The sequence below is a fragment of the Phyllobacterium zundukense genome (assembly GCF_002764115.1).
Classification (GTDB): domain Bacteria; phylum Pseudomonadota; class Alphaproteobacteria; order Rhizobiales; family Rhizobiaceae; genus Phyllobacterium; species Phyllobacterium zundukense.
This window is the reverse complement of the sequence record NZ_CP017940.1, coordinates 3,579,229-3,605,202: the sequence shown is the minus strand read 5'-3', so window position 1 is coordinate 3,605,202 and position 25,974 is coordinate 3,579,229. Positions and strand designations below refer to the sequence as shown.

The following is a 25,974-nucleotide window of genomic DNA, read 5'->3' as shown; positions in this document are numbered from 1 at the left end:
CTAGACGCTGTAGTAGCGGTTTGCGCGCTTCTCAGCCTGGGCGATGGCGTCTTCCGGCGTCATCTGGCCGGTCACGGCCGTGGCATACATGTCGACCAGCACATAATCGGCCATGACACCGGCGGAAGCCGTTCCGAGCGGGCCTGCATAGCCGTTCGGCCGCAGGGTTCCCGAAGCCTTGGCGTAGGCAGCGTGGATGGGATTCGACGTCCACACCGGGTTGGATGCGAACTCCTTCAGCGGCTGGCAGCAATAGGCGCTGGCGCCTTGGATCCACGCATTCATGTTTTCGGCCTGGTACATGAATTGCAGATAGGCTTTCGCTGCTTCCGGATATTTGGTGTGCTTGAAGATGGAGATCGTCGAGGTCTGGTGCAGTTCGACCGACTCGCCGACAGGCCCGATCGGCAGGTTGGTCGAGCGCATGTCGTCGGCGATGGCTTTCATGGCCGGATCCTTCACGGCGGCATAGTAGACCGAGACGCCGTTGGCCGTCAGCGACACCTGTCCGGCGAGGAAGGCACGGTTGTTGTTGACGTCCTGCCAGCTTTCCGTGCCAGGAATGAAGGTCTTGTAGAGTTCCTGCGCATATTTGACCGATGCCAGCGTCTCGGGGCTGTTGATTACCACCTTGCCGCCCTCATCGACTATCTTGCCGCCATGGCTCCACAGCAGCCAATGCGCGTAATTGTTGCCGTCGCCGACCGCCTTGCCATGCGGGAAGCCTGCTGGTGTGCCCTTGGCATGCATTGCCTTGCAAAGCTCCAGGAAGCCTGCCGTATCCTTCGGAAACTCGCTGAAGCCGGCAGCCTTCATGTGGCTGTCGCGATAGACCACCGCATTGCCGATAGCACAAAGCGGCAGGGCGATGAACTTGCCGTCGCGCTTGGCATAGCCTTCGAGACCCGGATACCAGCCACCATGCGCCTTGCCGAGATATTCGCCAAGCTCGGACACCTCGATCAGCTTGTCCGGATATTGCTGCGGATCGTCGAACCAGCTCATGACCATGTCCGGTCCTGAGCCGACATTGGCGGCAACTGCAGCCTTCGGGCGGACGTCTTCCCAACTTTCCTTGTCGATGCGCACCTGCACGCCGGTGGCCTCGGTGAACTTCTTGGTATTTGCGAGCCATGCCGCCTCTTCGGCCGGCACGAACGGCACCCAGCGCAGCAGGCGAAGGGTTGCACCTTCCTCGGGCTTGTAGGCGGGGGCGGCTTGCGCGAAAGCAGGGCTGAGGCCGAACCGGTTCAGTCCGGCGGCAGCGACGAGCCCGGCAGATGCGCCGAGAAGATGTCTTCTGTTGATAGTCATTGATACTCCTCCTGGGTTTCCATGGACATACGGCCTTGTTCAAAACGCTCCCACATTCTGGGCCATGCTGTTCTCGGGTATATTATGACCAGCATCTGCTCCCCGACTGGCGGATGCGGCTTAGACAACTCTCAGACCAGCCGCTTGCCCGTCTCCGCGTCGAACAGGTAGGTCGCCTCCGCATGGATCGACAGGCCGACGATTTCGCCCGGGTGGGCATTGATGCGCTGGTGGAAAACGCCGGTAACCAGATCACCGCCAACCCGCATGATCATCTGCGTTTCCGAGCCGGTCGGCTCGATCACCACGACCTCGGCCGGGATGCCGTCAGGAGCGATGGTCATATGTTCCGGGCGCAACCCGTAGATGAGCGTGCGGCCCTTGGCGCTTTCCGGCGCCTTGGCCACCGGTAGCACCACACCCTTTTCGGTGACGAATTTCAGCGCGTCGTTCGGGTCCATCGTCCCCTTGATCATGTTCATCGCAGGTGAGCCGATAAAGCTCGCGACAAAGAGATTAGCCGGCTGATCGTAAAGCTCGAGCGGCGCACCGATCTGCTCCACGATGCCGTCATGCATAACCACGATCTTGTCGGCCATGGTCATGGCCTCGATCTGGTCGTGCGTCACGTAGACGGTCGTGGTTTTCAGCCGCTGGTGCAGTTCCTTGATTTCCGCCCGCATGGCAACGCGCAGCTTGGCATCCAGATTGGAAAGGGGTTCATCGAAGAGGAAGACCTGGGGATCACGCACGATGGCGCGGCCCATGGCGACACGCTGGCGCTGGCCGCCGGAAAGCTGGCGCGGAAACCGGTCGAGAAGATGCGTGAGACCGAGAATTTCCGCTGCCGGTTTGACCCGTTTGTCGATTTCGGATTTGGGCGCACCCTTCAACGTCAGCGAGAAGGCCATGTTGTCGGCGACAGTCATGTGCGGATAAAGCGCATAGTTCTGGAACACCATGGCGATGTCGCGCTCTTTCGGTGCAAGGCCATTGACCACCTGCCCGCCAATGCGGATTTCGCCGGCGGAGATATTCTCCAGCCCTGCCAGCATGCGCAACAGCGTTGACTTGCCGCAGCCGGACGGCCCGACCAGAATGACGAATTCGCCATCGGCAATCTCGATATCAACGCCCTTGATAACCGGATGCGTCCCGAATGATTTTCGTACATTGGCGAATTCGACTGATGCCATGCCTTTTCCTCCCAAATTATCCTAGATCCTGAACGGCGCTGCTCCCGAATCGCCGTCGCTTCGTTCCTATCCGCGTCCGACAAGCGGCATTTTCGTCGCCATGATCGTCATGGTCAGAACATTTGCCTCGAGCGGCAGGCTGGCCATATGAACCACCGCGTCGCCGATATGGTGCGCCGGTATTGTCGGCTCGCTGGCCGTCTCGCCATTGGCCTGCATCACCCCGCTTGCCATCTTCGATGTCATCTCGGTTGTCGCATTGCCAATGTCGATCTGCCCGCAGGCAATGTCGAACGGTCTGCCATCCAGCGCCGTCGACTTGGTCAAGCCGGTGACTGCATGTTTCGTTGCCGTATAGGGTGCGGAATTTGGACGCGGTGTCTGCGCCGAGATAGAGCCATTGTTGATGATGCGCCCGCCGCGGGGCGACTGCGCTTTCATCAGTTTCATAGCCTGCTGGGTGCAAAGGAAAACACCGGTCAGATTGGCGCCAACGATGGCATTCCAGTGCTCGAAGCTGAGCTCTTCCATCGCGATGTTCGGCACATTGATCCCGGCATTGTTGACGAGAAGGTCGAGCCGTCCGAATTCAGATTTGATTGCATCGAACAGCGCGGCAACCGATTTGGGGTCACTGACATCGGCCGTGATCGCCTTTACATTGCCTTTGGTCTCGGCGCCCAGCGATTTGGCGGCGTCATCGAGAACATCCTTGCGCCGGCCGGAGATGATGACCGTATAGCCCGCGTCAAGCAGCGCGGTGGAAATCGCCTTGCCAACGCCAGTACCGCCACCTGTCACCAGTGCGATTTTGCCTTTGCCTGAATCCTCTTTGAAAGCCATGACTTAGATATTCCCGCCCAATTCGTCTTCGATATGTGCCTTGATGATTTCGTCGAAAGCCGTCTCCGCCCGGAAGCCGAGCTCCGTTGCTCGCTTTGTATCGAAGTCTGTGGCCCAGCCGGCAACGATCTTCTGGATTGTTGCGTCCGGTTCACGCCGGATCAGCTTTACCGCCTTGTCGCCGGCGACACGCTTCAGTGCGGCGATCTCCTCGCCGACCAATGCCGAGAGGCCCGGCATGGACAGATTACGCCGGGAGCCAACTTTGTCCAGATCGAGCGTCGCTGCGTGAACGAAGAATCCGACTGCCGAGCGCGGGCTGGCAAACCAGTGGCGGACATTTTCATCGACCGGCAAAACGGCTTCGTGCCCGACCAGGGGTTCGCGCAGGATATTGGAGAAGAAGCCCGACGCAGCTTTGTTCGGCTTGCCGGGACGAATGCAGATCGTCGGCAGGCGAATGCCGATCCCGTCGAAAAAGCCGCGGCGGCTGTAGTCGGACAGGAGAAGCTCGGAAATCGCTTTCTGCGTCCCGTAGCTGGTTAGCGGCGTCGTGAAGAACTCATCGCCGATCTTGTCAGGAAAGGGTGTGCCGAACACGGCGATCGACGAGGCAAACACCACGCGCGGCCGGTATGGAGCCTTCTTGCCTTCGAGCCGGATTGCTTCGAACAATTCGCGTGTGCCGTCGAGATTGACCTTGTAGCCTTTTTCGAAATCGGCTTCCGCTTCACCAGAGACGATGGCTGCCAGATGGAAGATCATATCGGGGCGGCTGGCGATCAGCGCTTCCGCAACGCCAGCATCCGAAAGGTCCGCAGCCTTGGTTATGGAAATACCGGCGAGAGCGGCGGGCGCGACAGGCTCGATCACGTCGACAAGCGTCAGCCTGTCGATTTCTCCACCCAATGCACCCGGTTCGGATGCGATTCTGTCAAGCAATTTACGGCCAACCATTCCGGCTGCACCGATAACAAGCACATGCATAGGCGATGAACCTCCCTGTAAGCCTCTCCCGGGCTTATGGCAGCAATGTCAGAAATAGACGGATGACAGCGCTGTCATAAAGTTATGCATACTGACTAGCGTTCATCAAGCCTTTTATGGTAGCGCTGTCATTATTCTTGTCAGATGCACTGGATGGGGGTCCATGCCGCGCAAACGCAACGCTAACCGAAGTCCGGACATGCCGACCCTGGCCGATGTCGCACGGCTGGCTGGCGTGAGCGAAATTACTGCTTCACGCGTCGTTCGCGCCCAGGGGCCGATTGCTGATACGACCCGTGAACGCGTGCTTAACGCCATTGCCGAGCTTGGCTATATTCCCAACCGCGCCGCAGGCAGTCTTGCTTCTGCCGGATCGACATTGATGAGCGTCCTCCTGCCATCGCTCTCCAACATTGTCTTTCCCGATGTCCTGCGCGGTATCCACACAGCTCTCACAGAAACGGCGTTTCAGCCAGTGATCGGCGTGACGGATTATGATCCGCTGATCGAGGAGCGCATTCTTGTCTCGTTCCTTGCCTGGCAACCGGCAGCGGTGATACTCGCCGGTCTGCACCATACACCGACAGCGCGCCGGCATCTGGAGCATGGAAGGTTTCGCGTCGCCGAGCTCATGGACATCGATGGCGACCCCGTCGATATTGCCGTTGGCATGTCGCATCGGCAGGCTGGCTATGACACCGGGCGGCATCTTATCCAGCGTGGTTATCGACGCTTCGGTTATGCCGGGCATAATGTGGTCACCGATGATCGAGCCAGCGCCCGCTATGAGGGGCTCTGCACCTCGCTGCGAGAGGCGGGGCTGTCGTTGACGGCCGAGCATCGGTATCCCGGACCAAGCTCGACCAAAGCCGGACGTGATTCGCTGGAGATTCTTCTTGCCGCCCACCCCGAGCTCGATGTGGTGGTCTTTCCCAATGATGACATGGCGATGGGCGGTATCTTCCATTGCATGCATGCGGGAATCGCCGTGAAGCAGCAGCTCGGAATATTCGGCTTCAATGGACTGGATATCGGTCAGGCCATGCCCCTGCCGCTTTCGACGATCCTCTCGAAACGGTTCCTGATCGGCAAGACGGCCGCGGAAAAACTGCTCGAAAGCCGCGATCGGCCTGCCGAAAAGACCATCATCAATACCGGCTATGAGGTCATCGAAGGGGCCACGGCCTAGGTCGAAATCGGCCGTTTTCGCTTTCCTGCCAATTGACATAAGTTCATTTTCGTTTTCGTATGATGGAACAGAAAACGAAAATGAAGGCTTGCGCGATGTTCCTGCCGCCCAGACACACCGAAATTCTGGAAATGGCCAAGGAGCATGGCCGCGTCCTGGTGGATGATCTCGCCGTCCATTTCAACCTGACGCCGCAGACCATCCGCAAGGATCTCAACGATCTGTGCGACCAGCGTCTGCTCACCCGAATTCACGGCGGCGCGCTGTTTCCTTCCGGCGTGCAAAATCTCGAATACGAGGCGCGAAGACTGATTGCCGCAAGCGAGAAGGAAGCAATCGGCCGGGCGGCCGCCAATCTCATTCCTGACAATGCCTCGCTCTTCGTCAATATCGGCACGACCACTGAAGCGGTGGGCCAGGCACTGCTTGATCGCAAAGGTTTGATGATAATTACAAATAATATCAATGTTGCCAATAAGTTGCGCATTTACCCGGACATTGAGGTGGTCATCGCCGGCGGTGTGGTTCGTGGTTCCGATGGCGGTATCGTCGGCGAGGCGGCCGTCGATTTCATCCGCCAGTTCAAGGTGGATTTTGCCGTCATCGGCACCTCGGCCATCGACAGCGACGGGGCGCTGCTTGATTTCGACTTTCGCGAGGTCAAGGTGGCGCAGGCCATCATGGCCAATGCCCGCCATGTGATTCTTGTTTCTGATTCGACCAAGTTCGAGCGCACGGCGCCGGTGCGCATTGGCCACCTGTCGCAGGTCAACACCTTCATTACCGATCGCTGCGAAAGCGAAGCAATCCGCCGAATCTGTGCGGACGCTGACGTTCGATTGATCGAAACATCCGTCTGAAGACCCACTTGTGCGGGATTGTGAAGCGCGTTATAGTTCTTTTTAGTTTCGTATTGCTTTCGTAATTAGTCCGTGTATCTTTCGCAATTGCGAAGAAATGGTGCGTTGCGAAATGGGGAGGATGGGATTGCCGGGTTTGGCTGAACAGATCTACGACATCTTCGTTATCGGTGGCGGCATCAATGGATGCGGCATCGCACGTGATGCCGTTGGCCGTGGCTATTCGGTGTTCCTTGCCGAGATGAACGATCTTGCCAGCGGCACCTCTTCCGGTTCGACCAAGCTGATCCATGGCGGGCTGCGCTATCTCGAATATTACGAATTCCGCCTGGTGCGCGAATCGCTGATGGAGCGCGAAGTGCTGTGGGCCAATGCACCGCATATCATCTGGCCGATGCGTTTCGTCCTGCCGCATCATGCGGGCCTGCGTCCGGCCTGGCTCCTGCGGCTCGGTCTCTTCCTCTATGACCACATCGGCGGACGCAAGAAACTCCCGGCAACGAAGACGCTCGACATGACCCGCGATCCGGCTGCCAAGCCGCTGAAGTCGCTCTATACGAAGGCCTTCGAATATTCCGATTGCTGGGTCAACGATGCGCGCTTCGTCGCGCTGAATGCCCGCGATGCGGCAGACCGCGGCGCGGTCATCCGCACCCGCACCAAGGTCATCAGCGCCCGCCGCGACGCCAATGCCTGGACGCTGATCCTGCAGGATGGCCTGACCGGTGCCACCGAGGAAGTCCGATCACGCCTCGTGGTCAATGCCGCTGGTCCCTGGGTGGATGAAGTGCTGACCGGCGTGGTCGGTAGCAACAACGCGCATAATGTGCGCCTCGTTCAGGGCAGCCATATCGTGGTGAAGAAGAAGTTCGACGATCCACGTGCGTACTTCTTCCAGAACACCGACGGCCGCATTATTTTCGCCATTCCCTATGAGCAGGATTTCACCCTGATCGGCACCACCGATCAGGATTATCACGGCAATCCAGCAGAGGTGAAAATCACCGATGCCGAGATTGACTATCTTTGTGCGGCGGCCAGCGAGTATTTCGTCGAGCCGGTCAAGCGTGAGCACGTTGTCTGGACCTATTCGGGCGTGCGTCCGCTTTATGACGATGGGGCCTCGAAAGCGCAGGAAGCCACGCGCGATTACGTGCTGAAGGCCGACGCGCCGGAAGGCCAGGCGCCGCTGCTGAATATTTTCGGCGGCAAGATCACCACCTACCGGCGCCTGTCCGAGCACATGCTGGAAAAGATCGAGGACCAGCTTGGCAAACGCGGCAAGCCGTGGACCGCCAGCGGTACGCTGCCGGGCGGTGATTTCGCCGCGACTGCCTTCGATGCAGAATTGCAAAAATTGAAAGCGGACTACCCGTTTCTCGAGGCACGCCATGCGCACCGCCTCTTCCGGCTTTACGGCACCAAGGCGCGCGTCCTTTTGGGCAAGGCGGCGTCGATCGACGATCTCGGCAAGCATTTCGGTTCCGATCTCTACGAGGCCGAAGTGCGCTACCAGATCGAACATGAATGGGCGGTGACAGCGCAGGACGTGTTGTGGCGCCGCACCAAGAAGGGTTTGCATTTGACCGCTGACGAGGCAGTCGCACTTGATCGCTTCATGGAAGATGCGGTCGACCGGCGGCGCAAGCTTGCGGCCGAATAGATTGAATTGAAGGAGAGGCGGTGTGGGCGGAGGGTCCACATTGTCTCAGGGAGGAGTTGGAATGCTGGAATTGCGGAATGTATCCAAAGTTGTGGGTGGCAAGCCCCATCTCAGCGATATTTCGCTGACTTTGGAACATGCGACGCTGAATGTCCTGCTTGGGCCTACCCTGTCCGGCAAGACCAGTCTCATGCGTATCATGGCGGGGCTCGATGTGCCCACCTCCGGTTCGGTCTGGTTCGACGGCAAGGACGTGACCGGCGTGCCGGTGCAAAAGCGCTCCGTCGCCATGGTCTACCAGCAGTTCATCAATTATCCGGCTTTCACCGTCTATGAGAACATTGCCTCGCCGATGCGCGTTGCCGGTGCCGACAGCGCGACCATCGACCGCGAGGTGCGCAAGGCTGCCGAACTGCTGAAGCTCACGCCCTTCCTTGGCCGCACGCCGCTCAACCTCTCCGGCGGCCAGCAGCAGCGCACCGCGCTGGCGCGCGCCATCGTCAAGAACGCCAAGCTGGTGCTGCTTGACGAACCGCTGGCCAATCTCGACTACAAGCTGCGCGAGGAATTGCGGCAGGAACTGCCGAAGATCTTTGCCGAATCCGGCACGATCTTCGTCTATGCCACCACCGAACCGCATGAGGCATTGCTGCTCAGCGGCAATACAGCGACATTGTCCGAGGGCCGGATTACCCAGTTCGGGCCGACCATCGATGTATTCCGCAAGCCGGACGACCTGATCACCGCGCAGACTTTTGCCGATCCGCCGCTCAACACCATTGCGCTGGCCAAGTTCGGTAAGGCGTTCCAGCTGGAGGGCGGCGTCGCCCTGCCGGTCCCGGCGCATCTCGCCGATATTGCCGACGGCACCTACACGATCGGCTTCCAGCCGCATCATGTGGCCACAGTTCGCACCAATCCTGATGAAATCGGCCTGAAGGCCACTGTCACCGCGACGGAGATCACCGGTTCGGAAAGTTATGTGCATCTCTCCTTTGCCGATGCACGCTGGACCATGCTGACGCACGGCATCCATATCTATTCGCCCGACGAGTCGATCGACATCTTCATCGATCCACGCAATCTGATGATTTTCGACGCGGGCGGCAATTCCGTCACCCGCCGCCAGAAACTGGCGGCATAGGGGGAACCATGGCACGCATCGACCTCAACCATATCCGCCACGCCTACGGTCCCAATCCGAAATCGGACAAGGACTATGCGCTGAAGGAAGTGCATCACAGCTGGGAGGATGGCGGCGCCTATGCGCTGCTCGGGCCATCCGGCTGCGGCAAGACCACACTGCTCAATATTATCTCCGGACTTATCCATCCCTCGCACGGTCAATTGCTGTTCAATGGCGAGGATGTAACGAACCTCTCCACCCAGGAACGCAACATCGCGCAGGTGTTCCAGTTCCCGGTCATCTACGACACGATGACCGTCTACGACAATCTTGCCTTTCCGCTGCGCAATCGCGGCGTGCCGGAAGCGGAGATCGACCGCAAGGTGCGCGAGACGCTTGAAATGATCGATCTGGCCAGTTGGGCCAAGAAGAAGGCGCGCGGCCTCACCGCCGATCAGAAGCAGAAGATCTCGCTCGGTCGCGGGCTGGTGCGCTCTGACGTCAACGCCATCCTGTTCGACGAGCCGCTAACCGTCATCGATCCGCATATGAAATGGGTACTGCGCTCGCAGCTGAAGCAGCTCCATCAGCGCTTCGGCTACACCATGGTCTATGTAACGCACGACCAGACGGAAGCGCTGACTTTCGCCCAGAAGGTCGTCGTCATGTATGATGGCGAGATCGTGCAGATCGGCACGCCCGAAGAACTGTTCGAGCGGCCAAAACATACATTCGTCGGCTACTTCATTGGCTCGCCCGGCATGAACGTCATGCCGGTGAAGCTTTCCGGTGGTATGGCCCAGATCGGCAGCCACCAGATCCAGCTGCCTGCGCCGGTGATGCCCGCTGGGGCCAAGACCGTCGAACTCGGTATTCGTCCGGAATACGTGCGGCTTGGGCGTTCCGGCATGCCGGTGGTTATCGCCAAGGTCGAGGACATCGGCCGCCACAAGATCGTGCGTACCCGTCTTGAAAACCAGGATATCGCCGTCATCGTCGGCGAGGGGGGCGACATCCCGGCCGAACCGCACATCGCCTTCGATCCAAAGGGTATCAACATTTACGCCGATAGCTGGCGCGTGGGAGGGCTATAGCTGTGGAAAAAACCTGGAACAACAAAGCCTGGTTCATGGTCCTGCCCGTGCTGCTGCTGGTGGCATTTTCGGCCGTCATCCCGCTGATGACCGTGGTCAACTATTCGGTGCAGGACACCTTCGGCAACAACCAGTTCTTCTGGGCCGGAACAGATTGGTTCGATGAAATTCTGCATTCCGAACGCTTCCATGCCGCTCTCGGGCGCAACCTGATCTTTTCGGCGATCATTCTGCTGATCGAAATTCCGCTTGGCATCATCATCGCCCTCAATATGCCGCGCAAGGGCTGGGGTGTTCCGGTCTGCCTGGTGTTGATGGCGCTGCCATTGCTCATTCCGTGGAATGTGGTCGGCACGATATGGCAGGTTTTTGGCCGTACCGACATCGGTCTGCTTGGCCATACACTGGCGGGGCTGGGTTTTCACTACAATTACGTCCAGAACCCAATGCACGCCTGGTTTACTGTCATTCTCATGGATGTCTGGCACTGGACGAGCCTTGTTGTGCTGCTTAGCTACGCCGGTCTCGTATCGATCCCCGATGCTTTCTATCAGGCTGCAAAAATCGATGGTGCCTCTCGCTGGGCCGTGTTCCGCTACATCCAGCTGCCCAAGATGAATCGCGTCCTTTTGATCGCCGTTCTGTTGCGCTTTATGGACTCGTTTATGATTTACACTGAACCCTTCGTCGTCACGGGCGGCGGTCCGGGCAATTCGACGACGTTCCTTTCCATTGATCTCGTCAAGATCGCCGTCGGTCAGTTCGACCTCGGGCCAGCAGCGGCAATGTCGATCGTCTACTTCCTGATCATCCTGCTGATGTCATGGGTGTTCTATACGATCATGACCAATTACGATGCGGAGCGCTGAAATGAGTGTGAGACAAGAAACGCTTGCACGCACGAGCGAACGGCCGGGAGCCGAACAGCGCCAGATCGACAAGGCGCTGGCCCGCAAGATGCGTAAGCGCGGCGACGAGTCGAAGTTCTGGTGGTTGATCCCGACGGTTTATATCATCTTCCTGATGCTGCCGATCTACTGGCTCATCAATATGAGCTTCAAGACCAATCAGGAAATTCTTGGTGCCTTCTCGCTCTGGCCGCAGAACCCGACGCTGCAAAATTACGCGGTCATTTTTACCGATCCGTCCTGGTACAAGGGCTACATAAATTCCATCATCTATGTGGTGATGAATACGGTGATCTCGGTGCTGGTGGCATTACCAGCTGCCTATGCATTCTCGCGCTACCGGTTCCTCGGCGACAAGCACCTATTCTTCTGGCTGCTGACCAACCGTATGGCGCCACCCGCCGTGTTTGCTCTGCCGTTCTTCCAGCTCTATTCGGCATTCGGGCTGATTGACACACACATCGCTGTGGCGCTGGCGCACTGCCTCTTCAACGTGCCGCTTGCCGTGTGGATCCTGGAGGGCTTCATGTCTGGCGTTCCGAAGGAAATCGATGAAACCGCCTATATCGACGGTTATTCCTTCCCGCGCTTCTTCGTGAAGATCTTCATTCCGCTGATCGCGAGCGGCATTGGTGTTGCCGCGTTCTTCTGCTTCATGTTCTCCTGGGTGGAATTGTTGATCGCCCGCACGCTGACGACGACAGCTGCAAAGCCGATCGCCGCCATCATGACCCGCACGGTTTCCGCCTCGGGTCTGGACTGGGGCGTACTGGCGGCAGCCGGCGTTCTGACTATCATTCCGGGCGCAATCGTCATTTACTTTGTCCGCAACTACATCGCCAAGGGCTTCGCCCTGGGGAGGGTATAATGGAAACGACCCGTCGTTGGCCCGTGGTGTTGGCGGTCGTCGCCGTCGCTTTCGCAATCATGGTTGGGCTTCTTGTTGCGGCTGTTCCTGTGAAGGATGGCGCGCGTGACTGGTTCGCGCCTTTGGTTGCCGGCGGTTGGATGGCTTGGACGTTCCCGACCGCGCTGTTCTTCCTCACCATCTTCGCGCTCATGTCGCTTATGGCCGTGTGGGAATATGCCTCTCCGGGTGGCAACCCAAGGGTTGGCATTCTGCGCTTCGAGACCACGCGCGGCGACCGGTTGTTCGTGTCGCTGCTCGGCAGTGCATTCATTCACCTCGCCTGGCTGGGACTTGTGGGTCCCAATCTGTGGTGGGCTCTGGCTCTCTCTGTGGTCTACGCAATCGGCGTATTCCGCTTTGTCTAGAAACAATGTGTCCGGCACCCGCCGGCACTTGACGATGCAATCGCAACTCTGGGAGGACTAAAATGCGAACGCGAATATTGACGACAACGACAGCTCTCGTACTGCTGTTCGGCGCAGGCAGTGCCTATGCCGGCATGGACGAGGCCAAGGCTTTCCTCGACAAGGAAATCGGCGACATGTCGGCGCTCGATCGAGCGGCGCAAGAAAAGGAAATGCAGTGGTTTGTCGATGCGGCAAAGCCTTTTGCCGGCTTGGACATCAAGGTGGTTTCCGAGACCATCACCACGCATGAATACGAGTCGAAGACCCTCGCCAAGGCGTTCACAGATATTACCGGCATCAAGATCACACACGATCTGATCGGTGAAGGTGACGTCGTGGAAAAGCTGCAGACACAGATGCAGTCTGGTGAAAACGTCTATGACGCCTACATCAACGACTCGGACTTGATCGGCACGCACTGGCGCTATCAGCAGGCGCGCAGCCTGACCGACTGGATGGCGAATGAAGGCAAGGATGTCACCAATCCGGATCTCGACATCGACGACTTCATCGGCAAGTCCTTCACCACCGCACCGGACGGCAAGCTTTATCAGCTGCCCGACCAGCAGTTCGCAAACCTCTACTGGTTCCGTTACGACTGGTTCAACGACGAGAAGAACAAGGCAGACTTCAAGGCAAAGTACGGCTACGACCTCGGCGTGCCGGTCAACTGGTCGGCCTATGAGGATATTGCGGAATTCTTCACCGGCCGCGATGTGGACGGTAAGAAGGTCTACGGCCATATGGACTACGGCAAGAAGGACCCGTCGCTGGGCTGGCGCTTCACGGATGCCTGGCTCTCCATGGCTGGCAATGGTGACAAGGGCATTCCGAACGGCAAGCCGGTCGACGAATGGGGCATCAAGGTCGACGAGAATTCGCGCCCGGTCGGCTCCTGCGTTGCGCGCGGCGGCGACACCAACGGCCCGGCTGCGGTCTATTCCATCCAGAAATATCTGGATTGGATGAAGGCCTACGCTCCGGCCGCAGCTCAAGGCATGACCTTCTCCGAGTCGGGCCCGGTACCATCGCAGGGCGAGGTCGCCCAGCAGATGTTCACCTATACGGCGTTCACCGCCGACTTCGTCAAGCCAGGCTTGCCGGTGGTCAATGAGGACGGCACGCCGAAGTGGCGTTTCGCCCCGTCGCCGCATGGCGTCTACTGGAAGGACGGCATGAAGCTCGGCTACCAGGACGCCGGCTCGTGGACGTTGCTCAAATCCACCCCGGACGATCGCGCCAAGGCCGCATGGCTCTATGCGCAGTTTGTGACGTCCAAGACTGTCGACGTGAAGAAGAGCCATGTCGGCCTGACCTTCATCCGCCAGTCGACGCTCGACCACAAGTCCTTTACCGACCGCGCGCCAAAACTTGGGGGCTTGATCGAGTTCTATCGCTCGCCGGCTCGCCTGCAATGGTCGCCGACGGGAACCAATGTTCCTGACTATCCGAAGCTGGCTCAGCTCTGGTGGCAGGCGATCGGTGATGCGTCTTCAGGTGCCAAGACTGCACAGGAAGCCATGGACTCGCTGTGCGAGGAACAGGAAAAGGTACTTGGACGCCTCGAGAAATCCGGCGTTCAGGGCGACATCGGCCCGAAACTGGCCGAAGAGCATGACCTCGCTTACTGGAATGCCGAAGCTGTGAAGGCAGGCAATCTGGCACCACAGCTCAAGGTCGAGAACGAAAAGGAAAAGCCGCAGACCATCAACTATGATGAGCTGGTCAAGAGCTGGGTAAAGTAAGCTGCATACAATTGGAGCGGGGAAGGGGTGGCGTTTCGGCGCCGCCCCTTTTGCTTTTCAAAGGCCGTAGACCTGCAACAGGCTGTTCATCCGCTGCGTCGCAAGCTCGGGCTTGTCCAGGACGTTTGCCTGATCCGCCAGCCGGAAAATATCCGCGTAGTGAACGATGCCGCGTGCCGACTGCATCCCGGCCGGCATGGTGAAATGGGTCTGGTGCCCGTTGAGCCAGGCCAGAAAAACGACGCCGGCTTTGTAGTATTGCGTTGGAGCTTCGAAAATCTTGCGCGACAGCGGAACGGTCGGCTCAATGACGTCGCGGAAGGCTTGTGTTTCGCCTCTCGCGAGATGGCTCAGCGCCTTCGAGGCGGACGGCGCAACAGCGTCAAAAATGCCAAGCAGCGCATGGCTGTAGCGTTCGCTATCGCCTTCGATCAGTTCGGCGTAGTTGAAATCATCACCCGTGAAGCAGAGCACGCCCTCCGGCAACCGCTTGCGCAACTCGACTTCCTTCCGGTTGTCGAGCAGTGAAATCTTGATGCCTTCGACCTTGTTCTTATTGTCGTTGATAATGGCAAGGACGGTTTCCAGCGCCTTGTCAAATGAGGACGACCCCCAATAGCCGGCTAATTGCGGGTCGAACATGTCGCCAAGCCAGTGCAGGACGACCTTCTCCCTTGTCTGGCTCAGAATGTCTCCATAGACGGTTCGATAGTCGTCAGCGGAGCGGGCAACGCGTGCAAGTGCGCGGCTCGCCATCATCACTGCCCGTCCTCCTTCCGCTTCCACGAACCCGATCTGCGTTTCATAGGCTTCAATGACATCCTGGAGAATCTTGGTGTCGTCCGGCGCCAGCTGGTCGGTGCCCGCGCCGCAGGCGAGGTCGGCGCCCGGAACGGTCCGCGACTCCGCCAGCGACCGGCGGATCAGTTCACGCGCTCCGGCCCAGTCGACGCCCATGCCGCGCTGTGCGGTATCCATGGCTTCGGCGATCTTGAAACCGAGCGACCAGAGGTGATGGCGGAAGGCCATGGTCGCATCCCAGTCGATAGCCGGTGCTGTCCAGGGATTGGTGTCGCGCATGGGGTCGGAGACGACATGGGCAGCTGCATAGGCAATGCGGTTGAAGACCGGCGGGCTGGATGGCTTGCCGATGGGCCCGCCTGTCAGGCTGTAATCGGAAATTGTCCCGTTTGCGCTCGGCAATTTCAGAGTGAGGGTCATTCGCATCGCTCCCAATCGAATGATATGGTTTTTATTTTGGAACGTTCCAAAAAACAAGAGATAAAACGTAAACCGACCAAAATCATATGAAAAATGCCGAGAATGAAATGAGAAATGCCAAATTCGGACCGGAAATATCAATCAATACGCGCATTTACGGTGTCTCCGGTTGTGCAGAAGAAAACACTTGACTAATTTGGAACGTTCCAATTAAGTAGGCGACAACTTGGGAGAGAAGCAATTGAACCGGACCCGGACAAGCATTGTGGACATTGCGCGCGCCGCTGGCGTGTCGAAATCCACAGTGTCTCTCGTTCTTCAGGGTAGCCCTCTCGTCAATGAAAAGACCCGCGAAAAGGTCAATGCCCTCATCAGCGATCTCGGCTATGTCTACAATCGCGGTGCGGCCAACCTGCGCCAGGCAAAGTCGAAAATCGTCGGCATTGTCGTCAATGACCTGACCAACAGCTTCTTCGCCGAACTCGCTGTCGGTATGGACATGGTGGTTCAGTCGGCGGGCTATGTGCAGTTCCTTGCCCATAGCGGCGAGAGTGTCGACCGGCAGCGTGAAGTCATTGCGTCGATGCGTGAAAACGGCATTGCCGGACTGATCCTGTCACCGGCGCGCGGTACGCAAGCCAATGATATCAAGCCTTTGGCAGATAGCGGCATCCCCGTTGTGGTCGTCGTTCGCAACCTTCCGGGCGCCAAGGTTTCGACGTTGCTGTCGGACAATTATGCCGGCGCCAAGGCAGCCGTCCGGCATCTCATCGGTCTCGGTCATCGCCGCATCGCCTTCATGGGCGGCTTCCTCGATACGGCTGTCTTCGCTGACCGGGTTCGCGGTTACCGCGATGCGTTGACGGAAGCGGGTATTCCGCCCAACGGCGATTTCATCATCCATTCGGCGCCTTCGCGTGCCGGCGGAGTTGCGGTCGTCGAGCGGATGATGGTCTTTGCGGAGCGCCCAACAGCTGGCCTGTGCTTCAATGATGCGGTGGCCTTTGGCGTCTGTGACGGTCTGCGTGCAAACAATATCGAGCCGGGCAAAGGCTTTGGGGTCATCGGCTTCGACGATGTTATCGAGGCCAAGACCGCCGTCCCGGCCCTCACCACCGTTTCAGTGGATCCGCAGGGTATGGGCCAGCGGGCGGCACAACTGCTTCTGAAACAGATCAATGCGGGACAAATAGATCAGGAATCGATCGTGACGTCGGTACGGCTTGTCGTGCGGCAAAGCTGCGGCACACCCGTGAAACAACCGGAGGAAATGGCATGACACGCTGGGGTTTGATCGGGGCGAGCACCATTGCGCATGAATGGGTGATCGATGCGATCCGCGCAAATGGCGGCGAGATCGTTTCGGTGATGAGCACGAATGCCGAGCGCGGCGCGAAATACGCGGCAGATCACGATATTCCCCATTCAGTGACGAGTGTCGATGAACTCCTGAGCGGCCAACCCATTGATGCGGTTTACATTTCCACCACCAATGAACTGCACAAGGATCAGGTTCTGGCGGCTGCAAAAGCTGGAAAACATGTGCTCTGCGAGAAGCCGCTGGCCACCAGTCTTACCGATGCGCGCGCCATGGTCGAGGCGTGCCGCGCTGCTGATGTCGTATTCGCGACCAACCATCATCTGCGCAATGCGGCAAGTCACACGGCGATGCGCGATGCGATTGCGGCCGGCAAGATCGGCACCCCGCTTGCTGCCAAGGTCTTCCATGCGGTCTATCTGCCGCCGCATCTGCAGGGTTGGCGCCTCGACCGTCCGGAAGCGGGCGGCGGGGTTATCCTCGATATCACGGTGCACGACACAGACACGTTGCGCTACGTGCTGGGCGAAGATCCCGTTGAAGCCATTGCTGCCACTCAAAAAAGCGGGCTTGCCAAGGCTGGCCTCGAGGATGCGGTGATGGGCGTCATGCGGTTCAAGTCCGGACTTATCGCCATGTTCCATGATGGCTTTACCACCAAATATTCCGAAACCGGCTTCGAAGTGCATGGCACGGAAGGCTCGCTCGTTGGCCGCAATGTGATGACCCAGAAGCCGGCCGGTACCGTTAAGCTGCGCAATGCCGATGGCGAGACGGAACTGAAGCTCGATCACAAGAACCTCTATGGGACCGGTGTTGCCAAGTTCCATGCCGCCGTCGCCGGAAACGGTAAGCCATCGGCGAGCGGCGAGGATGGCGTGTGGTCGCTGGCCGCTGGCATCGCTGTTGCCGAGGCGGCAAAGACCGGAACCGTGCAACAAATCAATCCAGGCCTTTGAGAAATAGAAAATACAAGCATGAACAAGCAACTAACCCCCGAAGAGGCCGCGAACCTCATCCCTGACGAAGCCACCATATCGGTGTCTTCATCGAGCGGTCTTGGCTGTCCGGATCTGATGCTGAAGGCGATTGGCGCGCGGTTCGACGCGACCGGTCATCCGCGCGATCTGACCACATTGCACCCTATTGCTGCCGGGGATATGAGCGGGATCAAGGGCGTCGATTACATCGCCAAGAAGGGGCTTCTCAAGAAAATTATCGGCGGCTCCTACCCGTCCGGTCCCTCCACTGCCGAGCCGCCATTGATCTGGCAGATGATCGGCAATGATGAGGTTGTTGCCTACAATATTCCGTCCGGTATTCTCTTCGACATGCACCGCGAGGCGGCCGCGAAGCGCCCGGGCGTGCTGACCAAGGTCGGGCTTGACACTTTTGTCGATCCGGACCGGCAGGGTTGCGCCATGAACGCTTCGGCGGCCAAAGAGCCGGTTGTTCGCAAGATCGAATTCGAGGGTGAGGAATGGCTGTTCTTCAAGCCCATCATACCTCAGGTTGCCATCATTCGCGCCACCACGGCCGACGAGCGTGGTAACCTCACCTATGAGCATGAAGGCGCCTACCTTGGCGGCTTCGATCAGGCGCTCGCGGTGCGCAACAATGGCGGGATCGTTATTGCGCAGGTCAAGCGCATCACCAAGAGCGGCTCGATGAAGCCGCATGATGTGCGCGTTCCGGGAATTCTTGTCGACTATGTCGTTGTCGATCCTGACCAGAAACAGACGACGCAAACTGTCTATGACCCTGCCATTTCCGGTGAAATTTTCCATCCATTGGAAGATTTTGCCCTGCCAGATTTCAATATCCAGAAAGTCATCGCGCGCCGTGTCGCCATGGAACTCGAGGCGGCAAGTGCCGTCAATCTCGGTTTCGGCATCTCGGCCAATGTGCCGCGCATTCTTCTCGAAGAGGGGCTGCACGGCGCGGTCACCTGGGTGATCGAACAGGGTCCTGTCGGCGGGATCCCGCTGCTGGACTTTGCCTTTGGCTGCGCTTCCAATGCCGAAGCCTTTGTACCGTCACCGCACCAGTTCACTTATTTCCAGGGTGCGGGCTTCGATGCCTCGCTCCTGTCCTTCCTCGAGATCGACAGGACTGGCTCCGTCAACGTGTCGAAGCTGAGTTTCCGTCCGCATGTGACGGCCGGGGCCGGTGGTTTCGTCGACATTACCGCGCGAGCCCGCAAGATCGTCTTTTCAGGCATGTTCAATGCCGGGGCCAAAGTCCATGTCGAAGGTGGAAAGCTGGTGATCGAGAAGGAAGGCAAGCTGAAGAAGCTGGTCAATGAGGTCGAGCATGTCACTTTCTCCGGCCGCCGCGCCATCGAGCAGGGTCAGGACATCACCTATGTTACCGAGCGCTGCGTCATGGTCCTGCGCCCCGAGGGTCTTGTGCTGACTGAAATTGCGCCGGGCGTTGATTTGCAAACGCACATTCTCGATCAATCGGAATTCCCGCTGGTCGTTGCCCGCGATCTGAAGCTGATGGACGCTCACCTGTTTGCGCCGCAGCCTTTTGGTTTGAAATTGCCACAGAAACCGCAGAGGACGCTCCATGGCTGACCCGCGCATCGAAGTGACCTTCGTCGGCCCCATCGCCACGATCACCGTGTCGCGGCCGGAGAAGCTCAACGCTTTCGACCTCGACATGTTGAAGGAATTAAGCGCTGCCTGCGATGCTGTCGAAGCCAACGGGGAGATACGTGTTGCGATCCTGACCGGCGCGGGCAAGGCTTTTTCCGCGGGCGGCGACATCAATGCCTGGGCGGCGATGACGCCGAATGAATTTGGCCATGCCTGGGTCCGCTTTGGCCATCGTGTGTTTGAGCGTTTGGCTACATTGAGAGTCCCCCTCATTGCAGCGCTCAATGGCCATGCACTTGGCGGTGGGCTGGAGCTTGCTGCGGCCGCCGATATCAGAATTGCGGAAACCCAGATCAAGCTTGGCTTGCCGGAGACTGGTCTTGGCATGGTGCCTGGCTGGTCCGGTACGCAACGTCTTGTCCGCCGGTTTGGCGCGCAGGTTGTACGCCGCATGGCTTTGGGCGGCGAAATCTTCAGTGCGAATGAGGGGCAAGCTCTTGGTTTGGTCGATCATGTTGTCGAAACGGGTGCCGCGGTTGCCGCGGCGCAGGCCTACGCTGAGCGGATCGCCAAGCGTGGCCCGGCAGCCGTTGAAGTGGCGAAACTGATGATCGCCTCGGCCAATGGCGAAGACAATGGAACGGCGATCGAGGCCCTGGGCTCGATCCTCGTCGCAAAAACAGCGGACCTGAAAGAAGGTGTTTCGGCCTTTGCCGAAAAGCGTGAGCCCGTGTTCAAGGGAGAGTGGTAATGACAGTTCTGGTGCGCCCGAAGGCACTCGACAATTTGAAGGTGCGTGAATTCCAGATGCTGATCGACGGCAGGTGGACCAATGGCGCGGAAGGCGGCGTGATCGAGCGCAAGAGCCCCGGACATGGCGTTGTCGTTTCGCGCTATCAAGCGGGAACCAGGGTCGATGCCGAGCGGGCAATCGCTGCGGCGCGGAATGCTTTCGACAACGGTCCCTGGTCGCATATGACCGGTGCCGAAAGATCAAACATCATTTTGAAGGCAGCAGATCTGATTGCGGTGCGGTCCGATGAACTCGCCTATCTCGACTGCATCGAGTCCGGCAAGCCGATTTCGCAGGCGAAAGCTGAACTTGGCGGTGCTGTCGATATCTGGCGGTATGCCGCAGCTCTCGGGCGCGACCTGCACGGTGAAAGCTATAACACGCTTGGTGAAGGAACATTGGGTGTTGTGCTGCGCGAGGCGATCGGTGTCGTCTCGATCATCACACCGTGGAATTTCCCCTTCCTAATCGTAAGCCAGAAATTACCCTTTGCGCTGGCAGCCGGCTGTACGGCCGTCGTCAAACCGTCGGAACTTACATCCGGCTCGACACTGTTGCTTGGTGAAATCCTGATGGAAACTGGCGTTCCAGCCGGTGTAGTTAATATTATCGTCGGTACCGGCGCCGAAGTCGGTGCACCGATGACGACACACCCTGATGTCGATATGATATCGTTCACCGGTTCGACGCTGGTCGGCAAGCTCACCATGGCCAATGCCGCGCAGACCCTGAAAAAGGTATCGCTCGAACTCGGCGGCAAAAACCCGCAGATTGTATTTCCTGATGCGGAGCTTGATGATTTCATTGATGCCGCTGTGTTTGGGGCTTATTTCAATGCCGGCGAATGCTGCAATGCTGGATCGCGCTTGATCGTCCACCGCGATATCGCAGACGAGGTCGTCCAGCGTGTTGCGGCGCTGTCCGCCAAGGTCAAGGTCGGCGATCCTCTGGATCCGCAAACCAAGGTCGGCGCGATCATTACGCCAGAACATCTTGCCAAGATCGATACCTATGTGCGCAACGCCGCTTCAGCTGGCGCCAATCTCAGCCATGGCGGTTCGGCGCTTGATCTCGGGATGGGGCAGTTCATGTCGCCAACAATCCTTTCTGCCGTTCAGCCGGAAATGGCTGTGGCGCGGGAAGAAGTATTCGGACCTGTGCTGTCTGTGCTAACATTCGAAACCTTGGAAGACGCCGTCCGGATTGCCAATTCCATTGACTATGGCTTGTCTGCCGGTGTGTGGAGCCGCGACTTCGACACATGCCTGAAGATCGGCAGGCGGGTGCGTGCCGGAACGGTGTGGATGAATACATTCATGGACGGCGCGTCGGAGTTGCCATTCGGCGGATACAAGCAGTCCGGACTGGGCCGGGAGCTCGGCAGGCATGCAGTGGAGGACTATACCGAGACCAAGACCTTGAACATGCATATAGGTAGGAGGAAAGTAGTATGGTCAGGGAATTAAATCGATTGTAATAGCCATTCTGCATATTGTAAGAATGCTCCGGACTTGGGGAAACTTCGGTCGGATTTGTCAAATTTTTCTCTTTTTTCACGTGGGAGGCCTGAAATGAAAAAGTGGATGAATACAGTTGCAGCAGCTGCAATGCTGCTCAGTACGGCAACAATGGCTCGCGCAGCCGAAAACGTCGAAGTCCTGCATTGGTGGACGTCCGGCGGTGAAGCGACGGCGCTCGAAGTGCTGAAGAAGGATCTGGAAACCAAGGGTATAACCTGGTCCGACATGCCGGTATCCGGTGGTGGCGGTACGGAAGCAATGACCGTTCTTCGTGCTCGTGTAACCGCCGGCAATCCGCCGACGGCTGTACAGATGCTTGGTTTCGACATTCTCGATTGGGCGAAGCAGGGCGCCCTCGGCAATCTCGATGACATTGCGTCAAAAGAAGGATGGGATGCTGTGATCCCGACGGCCCTTCAGGGCTTCTCCAAATATGACGGTCACTGGATCGCAGCTCCGGTCAATGTTCACTCGACCAACTGGATCTGGATCAACAAGGCGGCCCTCGACAAGGCTGGCGGCAAGGAACCTGCGAACTGGGACGAGCTGATCGCTCTTCTCGACAACTTCAAGGCGCAGGGCATCACGCCGATTGCCCATGGTGGCCAGCCCTGGCAGGATGCGACGATTTTCGACGCTGTCGTCCTGTCTCTCGGCAATGACTTCTACAAGGCGGCTTTCATCGATCTCGATCCCAAGGCTTTGGGCAGCGACAAGATGAAGGAAGCCTTCGATCGCATGACAAAGCTGCGTGGCTATGTGGACGACAATTTCTCCGGTCGTGACTGGAATCTTGCCTCCGCGATGGTCATCGAGAACAAGGCGGGTCTGCAGTTCATGGGCGACTGGGCCAAGGGCGAATTCGTCAAGGCCAAGAAGGAGCCAGGCAAGGACTTCGTCTGCATGCGCTTCCCGGGCACCCAGGGCTCCGTCACGTTCAACTCTGACCAGTTCGCCATGTTCAAGGTCAGCGATGCACAGCGCGCACCGCAGCTGGTTATGGCATCGGCCATCGAAAGCCCGACCTTCCAGTCGGCCTTCAATGTCGTGAAGGGTTCCGCTCCGGCACGCACCGATGTTCCGGACACGGCTTTCGATGCTTGCGGCAAGAAGGCCATCAAGGACCTTGCCGAAGCCAACAAGGCCGGCACGCTCTATGGATCCATGGCTCATGGCCATGCCAATCCAGCAGCTGTCAAGAACGCGATCTATGACGTCGTCACTCGCGAGTTCAACGGTGATTTGACATCTGACGAAGCAGTCAAGGAACTCGTTTCCGCCGTTGCTGCCGCGCAGTAGGTTCAATGTTCTGTCCGGGGCAACATTGCCCCGGACAGGTTCTCTGCGACGCTTCGCGGCAACCAAAAGAAAATATTTGAAGGGGTGAGGCTATGGATACCCGCAGCCGCATACAGGACCTGATACCCAAACTGGTATTGGGACCGAGCTTTCTGATCGTGCTGATTTTCGTTTATGGCTTCATTGCCTATACGGGCATCCTGTCCTTCACGGACAGTAAGATGCTCCCGTCTTACGGCTTTATCGGTTTGGAAAATTACCGCAAACTCTGGGCATTGCCGCACTGGTGGCGTGCAATCACCAATCTCGGTATTTTCGCCTCGCTCTATATTATTATCTGCACAGTTATCGGTCTTGGTCTTGCAATCCTGCTTGATCAGAAGATCCGTATCGAAGGGTTTTTGCGCCCGATCTACCTCTATCCGATGGCGCTCTCCTTCATCGTGACCGGCGTCGCATGGAAATGGTTTCTTGATCCTGGCATCGGCCTTGAAAATACCATGCACCAATGGGGTTGGGAGAGCTTCGCCTTCAATTGGATCAAGGACTCGAAGATGGCGATTTACACGGTCGTCATTGCCGCCGTATGGCAATCGTCCGGTTTCGTCATGGCCATGTTCCTGGCCGGCCTGCGCGGCGTCGATAATGAAATCATCAAGGCGGCTCAGATCGACGGCGCCTCGACCGGGATGATCTATCGTCGCATCATCATTCCGCTGATGCGGCCCGTTTTCCTTTCGGCTTTTGTTGTCCTCGCGCACCTTGCCATCAAGGCTTATGACCTTGTGATTGCGCTGACCGGCGGTGGACCAGGCCAGGCTACCGAATTGCCTGCGACCTTCATGTATTCCTATACCTTTACCCGCAATTCCATGGGCATCGGCGCTTCGTCAGCCATCATCATGCTGATCATGATCTTCTCGATCATCATCCCCTACCTCTATTCTGAAATAAGGGGAGGCAGCAAATGAGTGGCCAAAGTCCCGATAATGCGATTTCCAGCGGCAAGCTGACCCGCGTTCTGATCTACACCGCGCTGCTGCTGTTCGCGTTCTACTATCTGCTGCCGCTCTATGTGATGGTGGTGAACTCGCTGAAAACACTGGATGAAATCCGTCAGGGCGGCATGCTTTCACCGCCACATGAGTGGACCATCGAGCCTTGGCTCTCGGCTTGGTCGACCGCGCAGATCGGTGTGCAACCGACGGGCCTCAAGCCCTATTTCATCAATTCGATCATCATGGTCGTTCCGGCAGTTGCCATTTCGACCATCGTCGGCGCTCTCAATGGTTACGTGCTGACCAAATGGAAATTCCGCGGCTCCAACGTGATGTTCGGCATGCTGCTGCTCGGCTGTTTCATACCGTTCCAGATCGTGCTCATTCCCATGGCGCGCATGCTCGGATTGCTCGGCATGGCTGGCACAATCCAGGGCCTGATCTTCGTTCATGTCATCTACGGCCTCGGCTTCACCACCCTGTATTTTCGCAACTACTACGAGGCGTTCCCTACCGAGCTGGTGCGTGCGGCGCAGATCGACGGTGCGAGCTTCTTCCAGATATTCCGCCGCATCCTTTTACCGTCGTCGGGGCCGATCATCGTGGTTTCAGTCATCTGGCAATTTACCAATATCTGGAACGACTTCCTGTTCGGTGCCTCCTTCTCGGGATTCTCGAGTACGCCCATGACGGTCGCGCTCAACAACCTCGTCAACTCGTCAACAGGGGTGAAGGAATACAACGTGCATTTCGCCGGCGCGATCCTGGCCGCGCTGCCAACTCTCATCGTCTACATCGTTTCCGGACGCTATTTCGTCCGCGGCCTCATGTCCGGCGCCGTGAAGGGATAAATCAATGTCATTTCTCCAGATCAAAGACCTGCATAAATCCTACGGCAACGTGCCGATCCTCAAGGATATCAACATCGAGATCGACGAGGGCGGGTTCCTTGTACTCGTTGGGCCTTCCGGCTGCGGCAAGTCCACCTTGCTCAACACGATCGCCGGACTGGAGCCGATCACCTCCGGTGATATCTCTATCAAGGGCAAGTCGATCAGTGGGCTGCATCCTTCCAAGCGCGACATCGCCATGGTGTTCCAGTCCTATGCGCTCTACCCGAACATGACCGTTGGCGGGAATATTGCCTTCGGCATGGAAATCCGCGGTGTTCCGAAACCCGAGCGCGACAAGGCGATCAAACAGGTCGCCGACATGCTGCAGATCGGCCATCTGCTTGATCGCAAGCCGAGCCAGCTCTCCGGCGGCCAGCGTCAGCGCGTCGCCATGGGCCGCGCGCTTGTGCGCAACCCGCAGGTGTTCCTGTTTGACGAGCCGCTGTCCAATCTCGACGCCAAGTTGCGCGTCGACATGCGAACGGAAATCAAACGCCTGCATCAACGTATGAAGACGACCATCGTCTATGTGACGCACGATCAGATTGAAGCGATGACGCTGGCCAGCAAGATCGCGGTGCTCAAGGATGGTGTGCTTCAGCAATTCGGCACACCTGCGGAGATTTATAACAATCCGACCAATCTCTTCGTCGCTGATTTCATGGGCTCGCCCGCGATGAACCTGTTGAAAGCCAAGATTGAAAGCGGTCCGTCCGATCTGCACGTTGTGCTCGAACGGCCCGACGCAACGCCTCTGCGCTTGCCGATCAAGAAAACCAACAGTGCGCTTGCCGGGTATGCGGGCAAGGACGTGATTTTTGGCATTCGCCCCGAGGCCCTAACCGATCCCGATGGCGCGGACCGCAATGCGGGATCACTTGTGGAAGGCGAATGCCTGATCGAAGTGGTTGAACCGGCGGGATCCGACACTTTTGCCGTGACCAAGCTGGGAGGCAAGGAAGTCGTTGCCCGTCTGCGTGCGGATGCACCTATCGTTGCGGGACAGAAGACGCAGCTTGCCTTCAATCTGGACAAGGCCGTGTTCTTCGATACGCAATCGCAATTGCGCATCGACGCCTGAACGATCGAC

23 protein-coding genes are annotated in these 25,974 nt (G+C 58.1%); 18 read left to right on the top strand and 5 right to left on the bottom strand.

Features of this window, described 5'->3' with window-relative positions:
• The 4 genes from BLM14_RS18025 to denD all read right to left on the bottom strand — a co-directional run bounded on the left by BLM14_RS18025 (position 1) and on the right by denD (position 4,340).
• Positions 1 to 1,314 carry an ABC transporter substrate-binding protein gene (locus BLM14_RS18025; RefSeq protein WP_100000649.1) on the bottom strand — a complete coding sequence of 438 codons (1,314 nt, stop codon included), beginning with the start codon at positions 1,312 to 1,314 and terminating at the stop codon, positions 1 to 3.
• Positions 1,315 to 1,445: 131 nt separating this feature from the next.
• Positions 1,446 to 2,510, bottom strand: a complete 1,065-nt coding sequence (locus BLM14_RS18020; protein ID WP_100000648.1) for an ABC transporter ATP-binding protein — start codon at positions 2,508 to 2,510, stop codon at positions 1,446 to 1,448.
• Between the two features lie 66 nt (positions 2,511 to 2,576).
• Entirely contained in the window at positions 2,577 to 3,353 is a 777-nt protein-coding gene (locus BLM14_RS18015) for an SDR family oxidoreductase (RefSeq protein WP_100000647.1), read from the bottom strand.
• 3 nt (positions 3,354 to 3,356) lie between these two features.
• Positions 3,357 to 4,340 (bottom strand): D-erythronate dehydrogenase, encoded by a 984-nt coding sequence (gene denD, locus BLM14_RS18010; RefSeq protein ID WP_100000646.1) that lies wholly within the window; start codon positions 4,338 to 4,340, stop codon positions 3,357 to 3,359.
• 163 nt (positions 4,341 to 4,503) lie between these two features.
• On the opposite strand from denD, the gene BLM14_RS18005 reads away from it, so the two are divergent.
• The 9 genes from BLM14_RS18005 to BLM14_RS17965 all read left to right on the top strand — a co-directional run bounded on the left by BLM14_RS18005 (position 4,504) and on the right by BLM14_RS17965 (position 14,242).
• A complete protein-coding gene (locus BLM14_RS18005; RefSeq protein ID WP_100000645.1) occupies positions 4,504 to 5,529 on the top strand; it encodes a LacI family DNA-binding transcriptional regulator in 1,026 nt (341 codons plus the stop codon).
• A 95-nt stretch (positions 5,530 to 5,624) separates the two neighbouring features.
• Positions 5,625 to 6,389 (top strand): DeoR/GlpR family DNA-binding transcription regulator, encoded by a 765-nt coding sequence (locus BLM14_RS18000; protein ID WP_100001467.1) that lies wholly within the window; start codon positions 5,625 to 5,627, stop codon positions 6,387 to 6,389.
• A 121-nt stretch (positions 6,390 to 6,510) separates the two neighbouring features.
• Positions 6,511 to 8,052 carry a glycerol-3-phosphate dehydrogenase gene (locus BLM14_RS17995; RefSeq protein WP_100000644.1) on the top strand — a complete coding sequence of 514 codons (1,542 nt, stop codon included), beginning with the start codon at positions 6,511 to 6,513 and terminating at the stop codon, positions 8,050 to 8,052.
• Positions 8,053 to 8,113: 61 nt separating this feature from the next.
• Positions 8,114 to 9,196 (top strand): ABC transporter ATP-binding protein, encoded by a 1,083-nt coding sequence (locus tag BLM14_RS17990; RefSeq protein ID WP_100000643.1) that lies wholly within the window; start codon positions 8,114 to 8,116, stop codon positions 9,194 to 9,196.
• Between the two features lie 8 nt (positions 9,197 to 9,204).
• The gene (locus BLM14_RS17985; RefSeq protein ID WP_100000642.1) at positions 9,205 to 10,272 is read left to right on the top strand and encodes an ABC transporter ATP-binding protein; all 1,068 of its coding nucleotides are present in this window, start codon (positions 9,205 to 9,207) and stop codon (positions 10,270 to 10,272) included.
• Between the two features lie 2 nt (positions 10,273 to 10,274).
• Positions 10,275 to 11,141 carry a carbohydrate ABC transporter permease gene (locus BLM14_RS17980; RefSeq protein ID WP_100000641.1) on the top strand — a complete coding sequence of 289 codons (867 nt, stop codon included), beginning with the start codon at positions 10,275 to 10,277 and terminating at the stop codon, positions 11,139 to 11,141.
• Between the two features lie 88 nt (positions 11,142 to 11,229).
• Positions 11,230 to 12,048: a carbohydrate ABC transporter permease gene (locus BLM14_RS17975; protein ID WP_100001465.1), complete on the top strand. Its 819-nt coding sequence runs from the start codon at positions 11,230 to 11,232 to the stop codon at positions 12,046 to 12,048.
• The gene (locus BLM14_RS17970; protein ID WP_100000640.1) at positions 12,048 to 12,455 is read left to right on the top strand and encodes a DUF2160 domain-containing protein; all 408 of its coding nucleotides are present in this window, start codon (positions 12,048 to 12,050) and stop codon (positions 12,453 to 12,455) included. The genes BLM14_RS17975 and BLM14_RS17970 overlap by 1 nt, the downstream gene beginning before the upstream one ends.
• A 62-nt stretch (positions 12,456 to 12,517) precedes the next feature.
• Positions 12,518 to 14,242, top strand: a complete 1,725-nt coding sequence (locus BLM14_RS17965; protein ID WP_100000639.1) for an ABC transporter substrate-binding protein — start codon at positions 12,518 to 12,520, stop codon at positions 14,240 to 14,242.
• Positions 14,243 to 14,299: 57 nt separating this feature from the next.
• Here the strand turns inward: BLM14_RS17965 and BLM14_RS17960 are convergent, their stop codons facing one another.
• Positions 14,300 to 15,463 (bottom strand): dihydrodipicolinate synthase family protein, encoded by a 1,164-nt coding sequence (locus tag BLM14_RS17960; protein ID WP_100000638.1) that lies wholly within the window; start codon positions 15,461 to 15,463, stop codon positions 14,300 to 14,302.
• Positions 15,464 to 15,704: 241 nt separating this feature from the next.
• On the opposite strand from BLM14_RS17960, the gene BLM14_RS17955 reads away from it, so the two are divergent.
• From BLM14_RS17955 to BLM14_RS17915, 9 genes are all read left to right on the top strand, one after another.
• Positions 15,705 to 16,742: a LacI family DNA-binding transcriptional regulator gene (locus BLM14_RS17955; protein ID WP_100000637.1), complete on the top strand. Its 1,038-nt coding sequence runs from the start codon at positions 15,705 to 15,707 to the stop codon at positions 16,740 to 16,742.
• Entirely contained in the window at positions 16,739 to 17,740 is a 1,002-nt protein-coding gene (locus BLM14_RS17950; RefSeq protein ID WP_100000636.1) for a Gfo/Idh/MocA family protein, read from the top strand. The genes BLM14_RS17955 and BLM14_RS17950 overlap by 4 nt, the downstream gene beginning before the upstream one ends.
• A gap of 18 nt (positions 17,741 to 17,758) precedes the next feature.
• Positions 17,759 to 19,360, top strand: coding sequence for an acyl CoA:acetate/3-ketoacid CoA transferase (locus BLM14_RS17945; RefSeq protein ID WP_100000635.1), 1,602 nt, complete (start codon positions 17,759 to 17,761; stop codon positions 19,358 to 19,360).
• Positions 19,353 to 20,132, top strand: coding sequence for an enoyl-CoA hydratase/isomerase family protein (locus BLM14_RS17940; protein WP_100000634.1), 780 nt, complete (start codon positions 19,353 to 19,355; stop codon positions 20,130 to 20,132). Before BLM14_RS17945 ends, BLM14_RS17940 begins: the two co-directional genes overlap by 8 nt.
• Positions 20,132 to 21,640, top strand: a complete 1,509-nt coding sequence (locus BLM14_RS17935; protein ID WP_100000633.1) for an aldehyde dehydrogenase family protein — start codon at positions 20,132 to 20,134, stop codon at positions 21,638 to 21,640. The genes BLM14_RS17940 and BLM14_RS17935 overlap by 1 nt, the downstream gene beginning before the upstream one ends.
• Before the next feature lie 105 nt (positions 21,641 to 21,745).
• Positions 21,746 to 22,993, top strand: coding sequence for an ABC transporter substrate-binding protein (locus BLM14_RS17930; RefSeq protein WP_100000632.1), 1,248 nt, complete (start codon positions 21,746 to 21,748; stop codon positions 22,991 to 22,993).
• Positions 22,994 to 23,085: 92 nt separating this feature from the next.
• On the top strand, positions 23,086 to 23,964 hold the full coding sequence (locus BLM14_RS17925) for a carbohydrate ABC transporter permease (protein WP_100000631.1): 879 nt from the start codon (positions 23,086 to 23,088) through the stop codon (positions 23,962 to 23,964).
• Positions 23,961 to 24,842: a carbohydrate ABC transporter permease gene (locus BLM14_RS17920; RefSeq protein ID WP_100000630.1), complete on the top strand. Its 882-nt coding sequence runs from the start codon at positions 23,961 to 23,963 to the stop codon at positions 24,840 to 24,842. The genes BLM14_RS17925 and BLM14_RS17920 overlap by 4 nt, the downstream gene beginning before the upstream one ends.
• A 4-nt stretch (positions 24,843 to 24,846) precedes the next feature.
• A complete protein-coding gene (locus tag BLM14_RS17915) occupies positions 24,847 to 25,965 on the top strand; it encodes an ABC transporter ATP-binding protein (protein ID WP_100000629.1) in 1,119 nt (372 codons plus the stop codon).
• Positions 25,966 to 25,974 lie beyond the last annotated feature (9 nt).

Coding starts and splice junctions, on each gene's coding strand:
- BLM14_RS18025 (WP_100000649.1), bottom strand. CDS start 1,314: ATGACTATCAACAGAAGACATCTTCTCGGCGCATCTGCCGGGCTCGTC.
- BLM14_RS18020 (WP_100000648.1), bottom strand. CDS start 2,510: ATGGCATCAGTCGAATTCGCCAATGTACGAAAATCATTCGGGACGCAT.
- BLM14_RS18015 (WP_100000647.1), bottom strand. CDS start 3,353: ATGGCTTTCAAAGAGGATTCAGGCAAAGGCAAAATCGCACTGGTGACA.
- denD (WP_100000646.1), bottom strand. CDS start 4,340: ATGCATGTGCTTGTTATCGGTGCAGCCGGAATGGTTGGCCGTAAATTG.
- BLM14_RS18005 (WP_100000645.1), top strand. CDS start 4,504: ATGCCGCGCAAACGCAACGCTAACCGAAGTCCGGACATGCCGACCCTG.
- BLM14_RS18000 (WP_100001467.1), top strand. CDS start 5,625: ATGTTCCTGCCGCCCAGACACACCGAAATTCTGGAAATGGCCAAGGAG.
- BLM14_RS17995 (WP_100000644.1), top strand. CDS start 6,511: ATGGGATTGCCGGGTTTGGCTGAACAGATCTACGACATCTTCGTTATC.
- BLM14_RS17990 (WP_100000643.1), top strand. CDS start 8,114: ATGCTGGAATTGCGGAATGTATCCAAAGTTGTGGGTGGCAAGCCCCAT.
- BLM14_RS17985 (WP_100000642.1), top strand. CDS start 9,205: ATGGCACGCATCGACCTCAACCATATCCGCCACGCCTACGGTCCCAAT.
- BLM14_RS17975 (WP_100001465.1), top strand. CDS start 11,230: ATGCGTAAGCGCGGCGACGAGTCGAAGTTCTGGTGGTTGATCCCGACG.
- BLM14_RS17970 (WP_100000640.1), top strand. CDS start 12,048: ATGGAAACGACCCGTCGTTGGCCCGTGGTGTTGGCGGTCGTCGCCGTC.
- BLM14_RS17965 (WP_100000639.1), top strand. CDS start 12,518: ATGCGAACGCGAATATTGACGACAACGACAGCTCTCGTACTGCTGTTC.
- BLM14_RS17960 (WP_100000638.1), bottom strand. CDS start 15,463: ATGACCCTCACTCTGAAATTGCCGAGCGCAAACGGGACAATTTCCGAT.
- BLM14_RS17950 (WP_100000636.1), top strand. CDS start 16,739: ATGACACGCTGGGGTTTGATCGGGGCGAGCACCATTGCGCATGAATGG.
- BLM14_RS17945 (WP_100000635.1), top strand. CDS start 17,759: ATGAACAAGCAACTAACCCCCGAAGAGGCCGCGAACCTCATCCCTGAC.
- BLM14_RS17940 (WP_100000634.1), top strand. CDS start 19,353: ATGGCTGACCCGCGCATCGAAGTGACCTTCGTCGGCCCCATCGCCACG.
- BLM14_RS17935 (WP_100000633.1), top strand. CDS start 20,132: ATGACAGTTCTGGTGCGCCCGAAGGCACTCGACAATTTGAAGGTGCGT.
- BLM14_RS17930 (WP_100000632.1), top strand. CDS start 21,746: ATGAAAAAGTGGATGAATACAGTTGCAGCAGCTGCAATGCTGCTCAGT.
- BLM14_RS17925 (WP_100000631.1), top strand. CDS start 23,086: ATGGATACCCGCAGCCGCATACAGGACCTGATACCCAAACTGGTATTG.
- BLM14_RS17920 (WP_100000630.1), top strand. CDS start 23,961: ATGAGTGGCCAAAGTCCCGATAATGCGATTTCCAGCGGCAAGCTGACC.
- BLM14_RS17915 (WP_100000629.1), top strand. CDS start 24,847: ATGTCATTTCTCCAGATCAAAGACCTGCATAAATCCTACGGCAACGTG.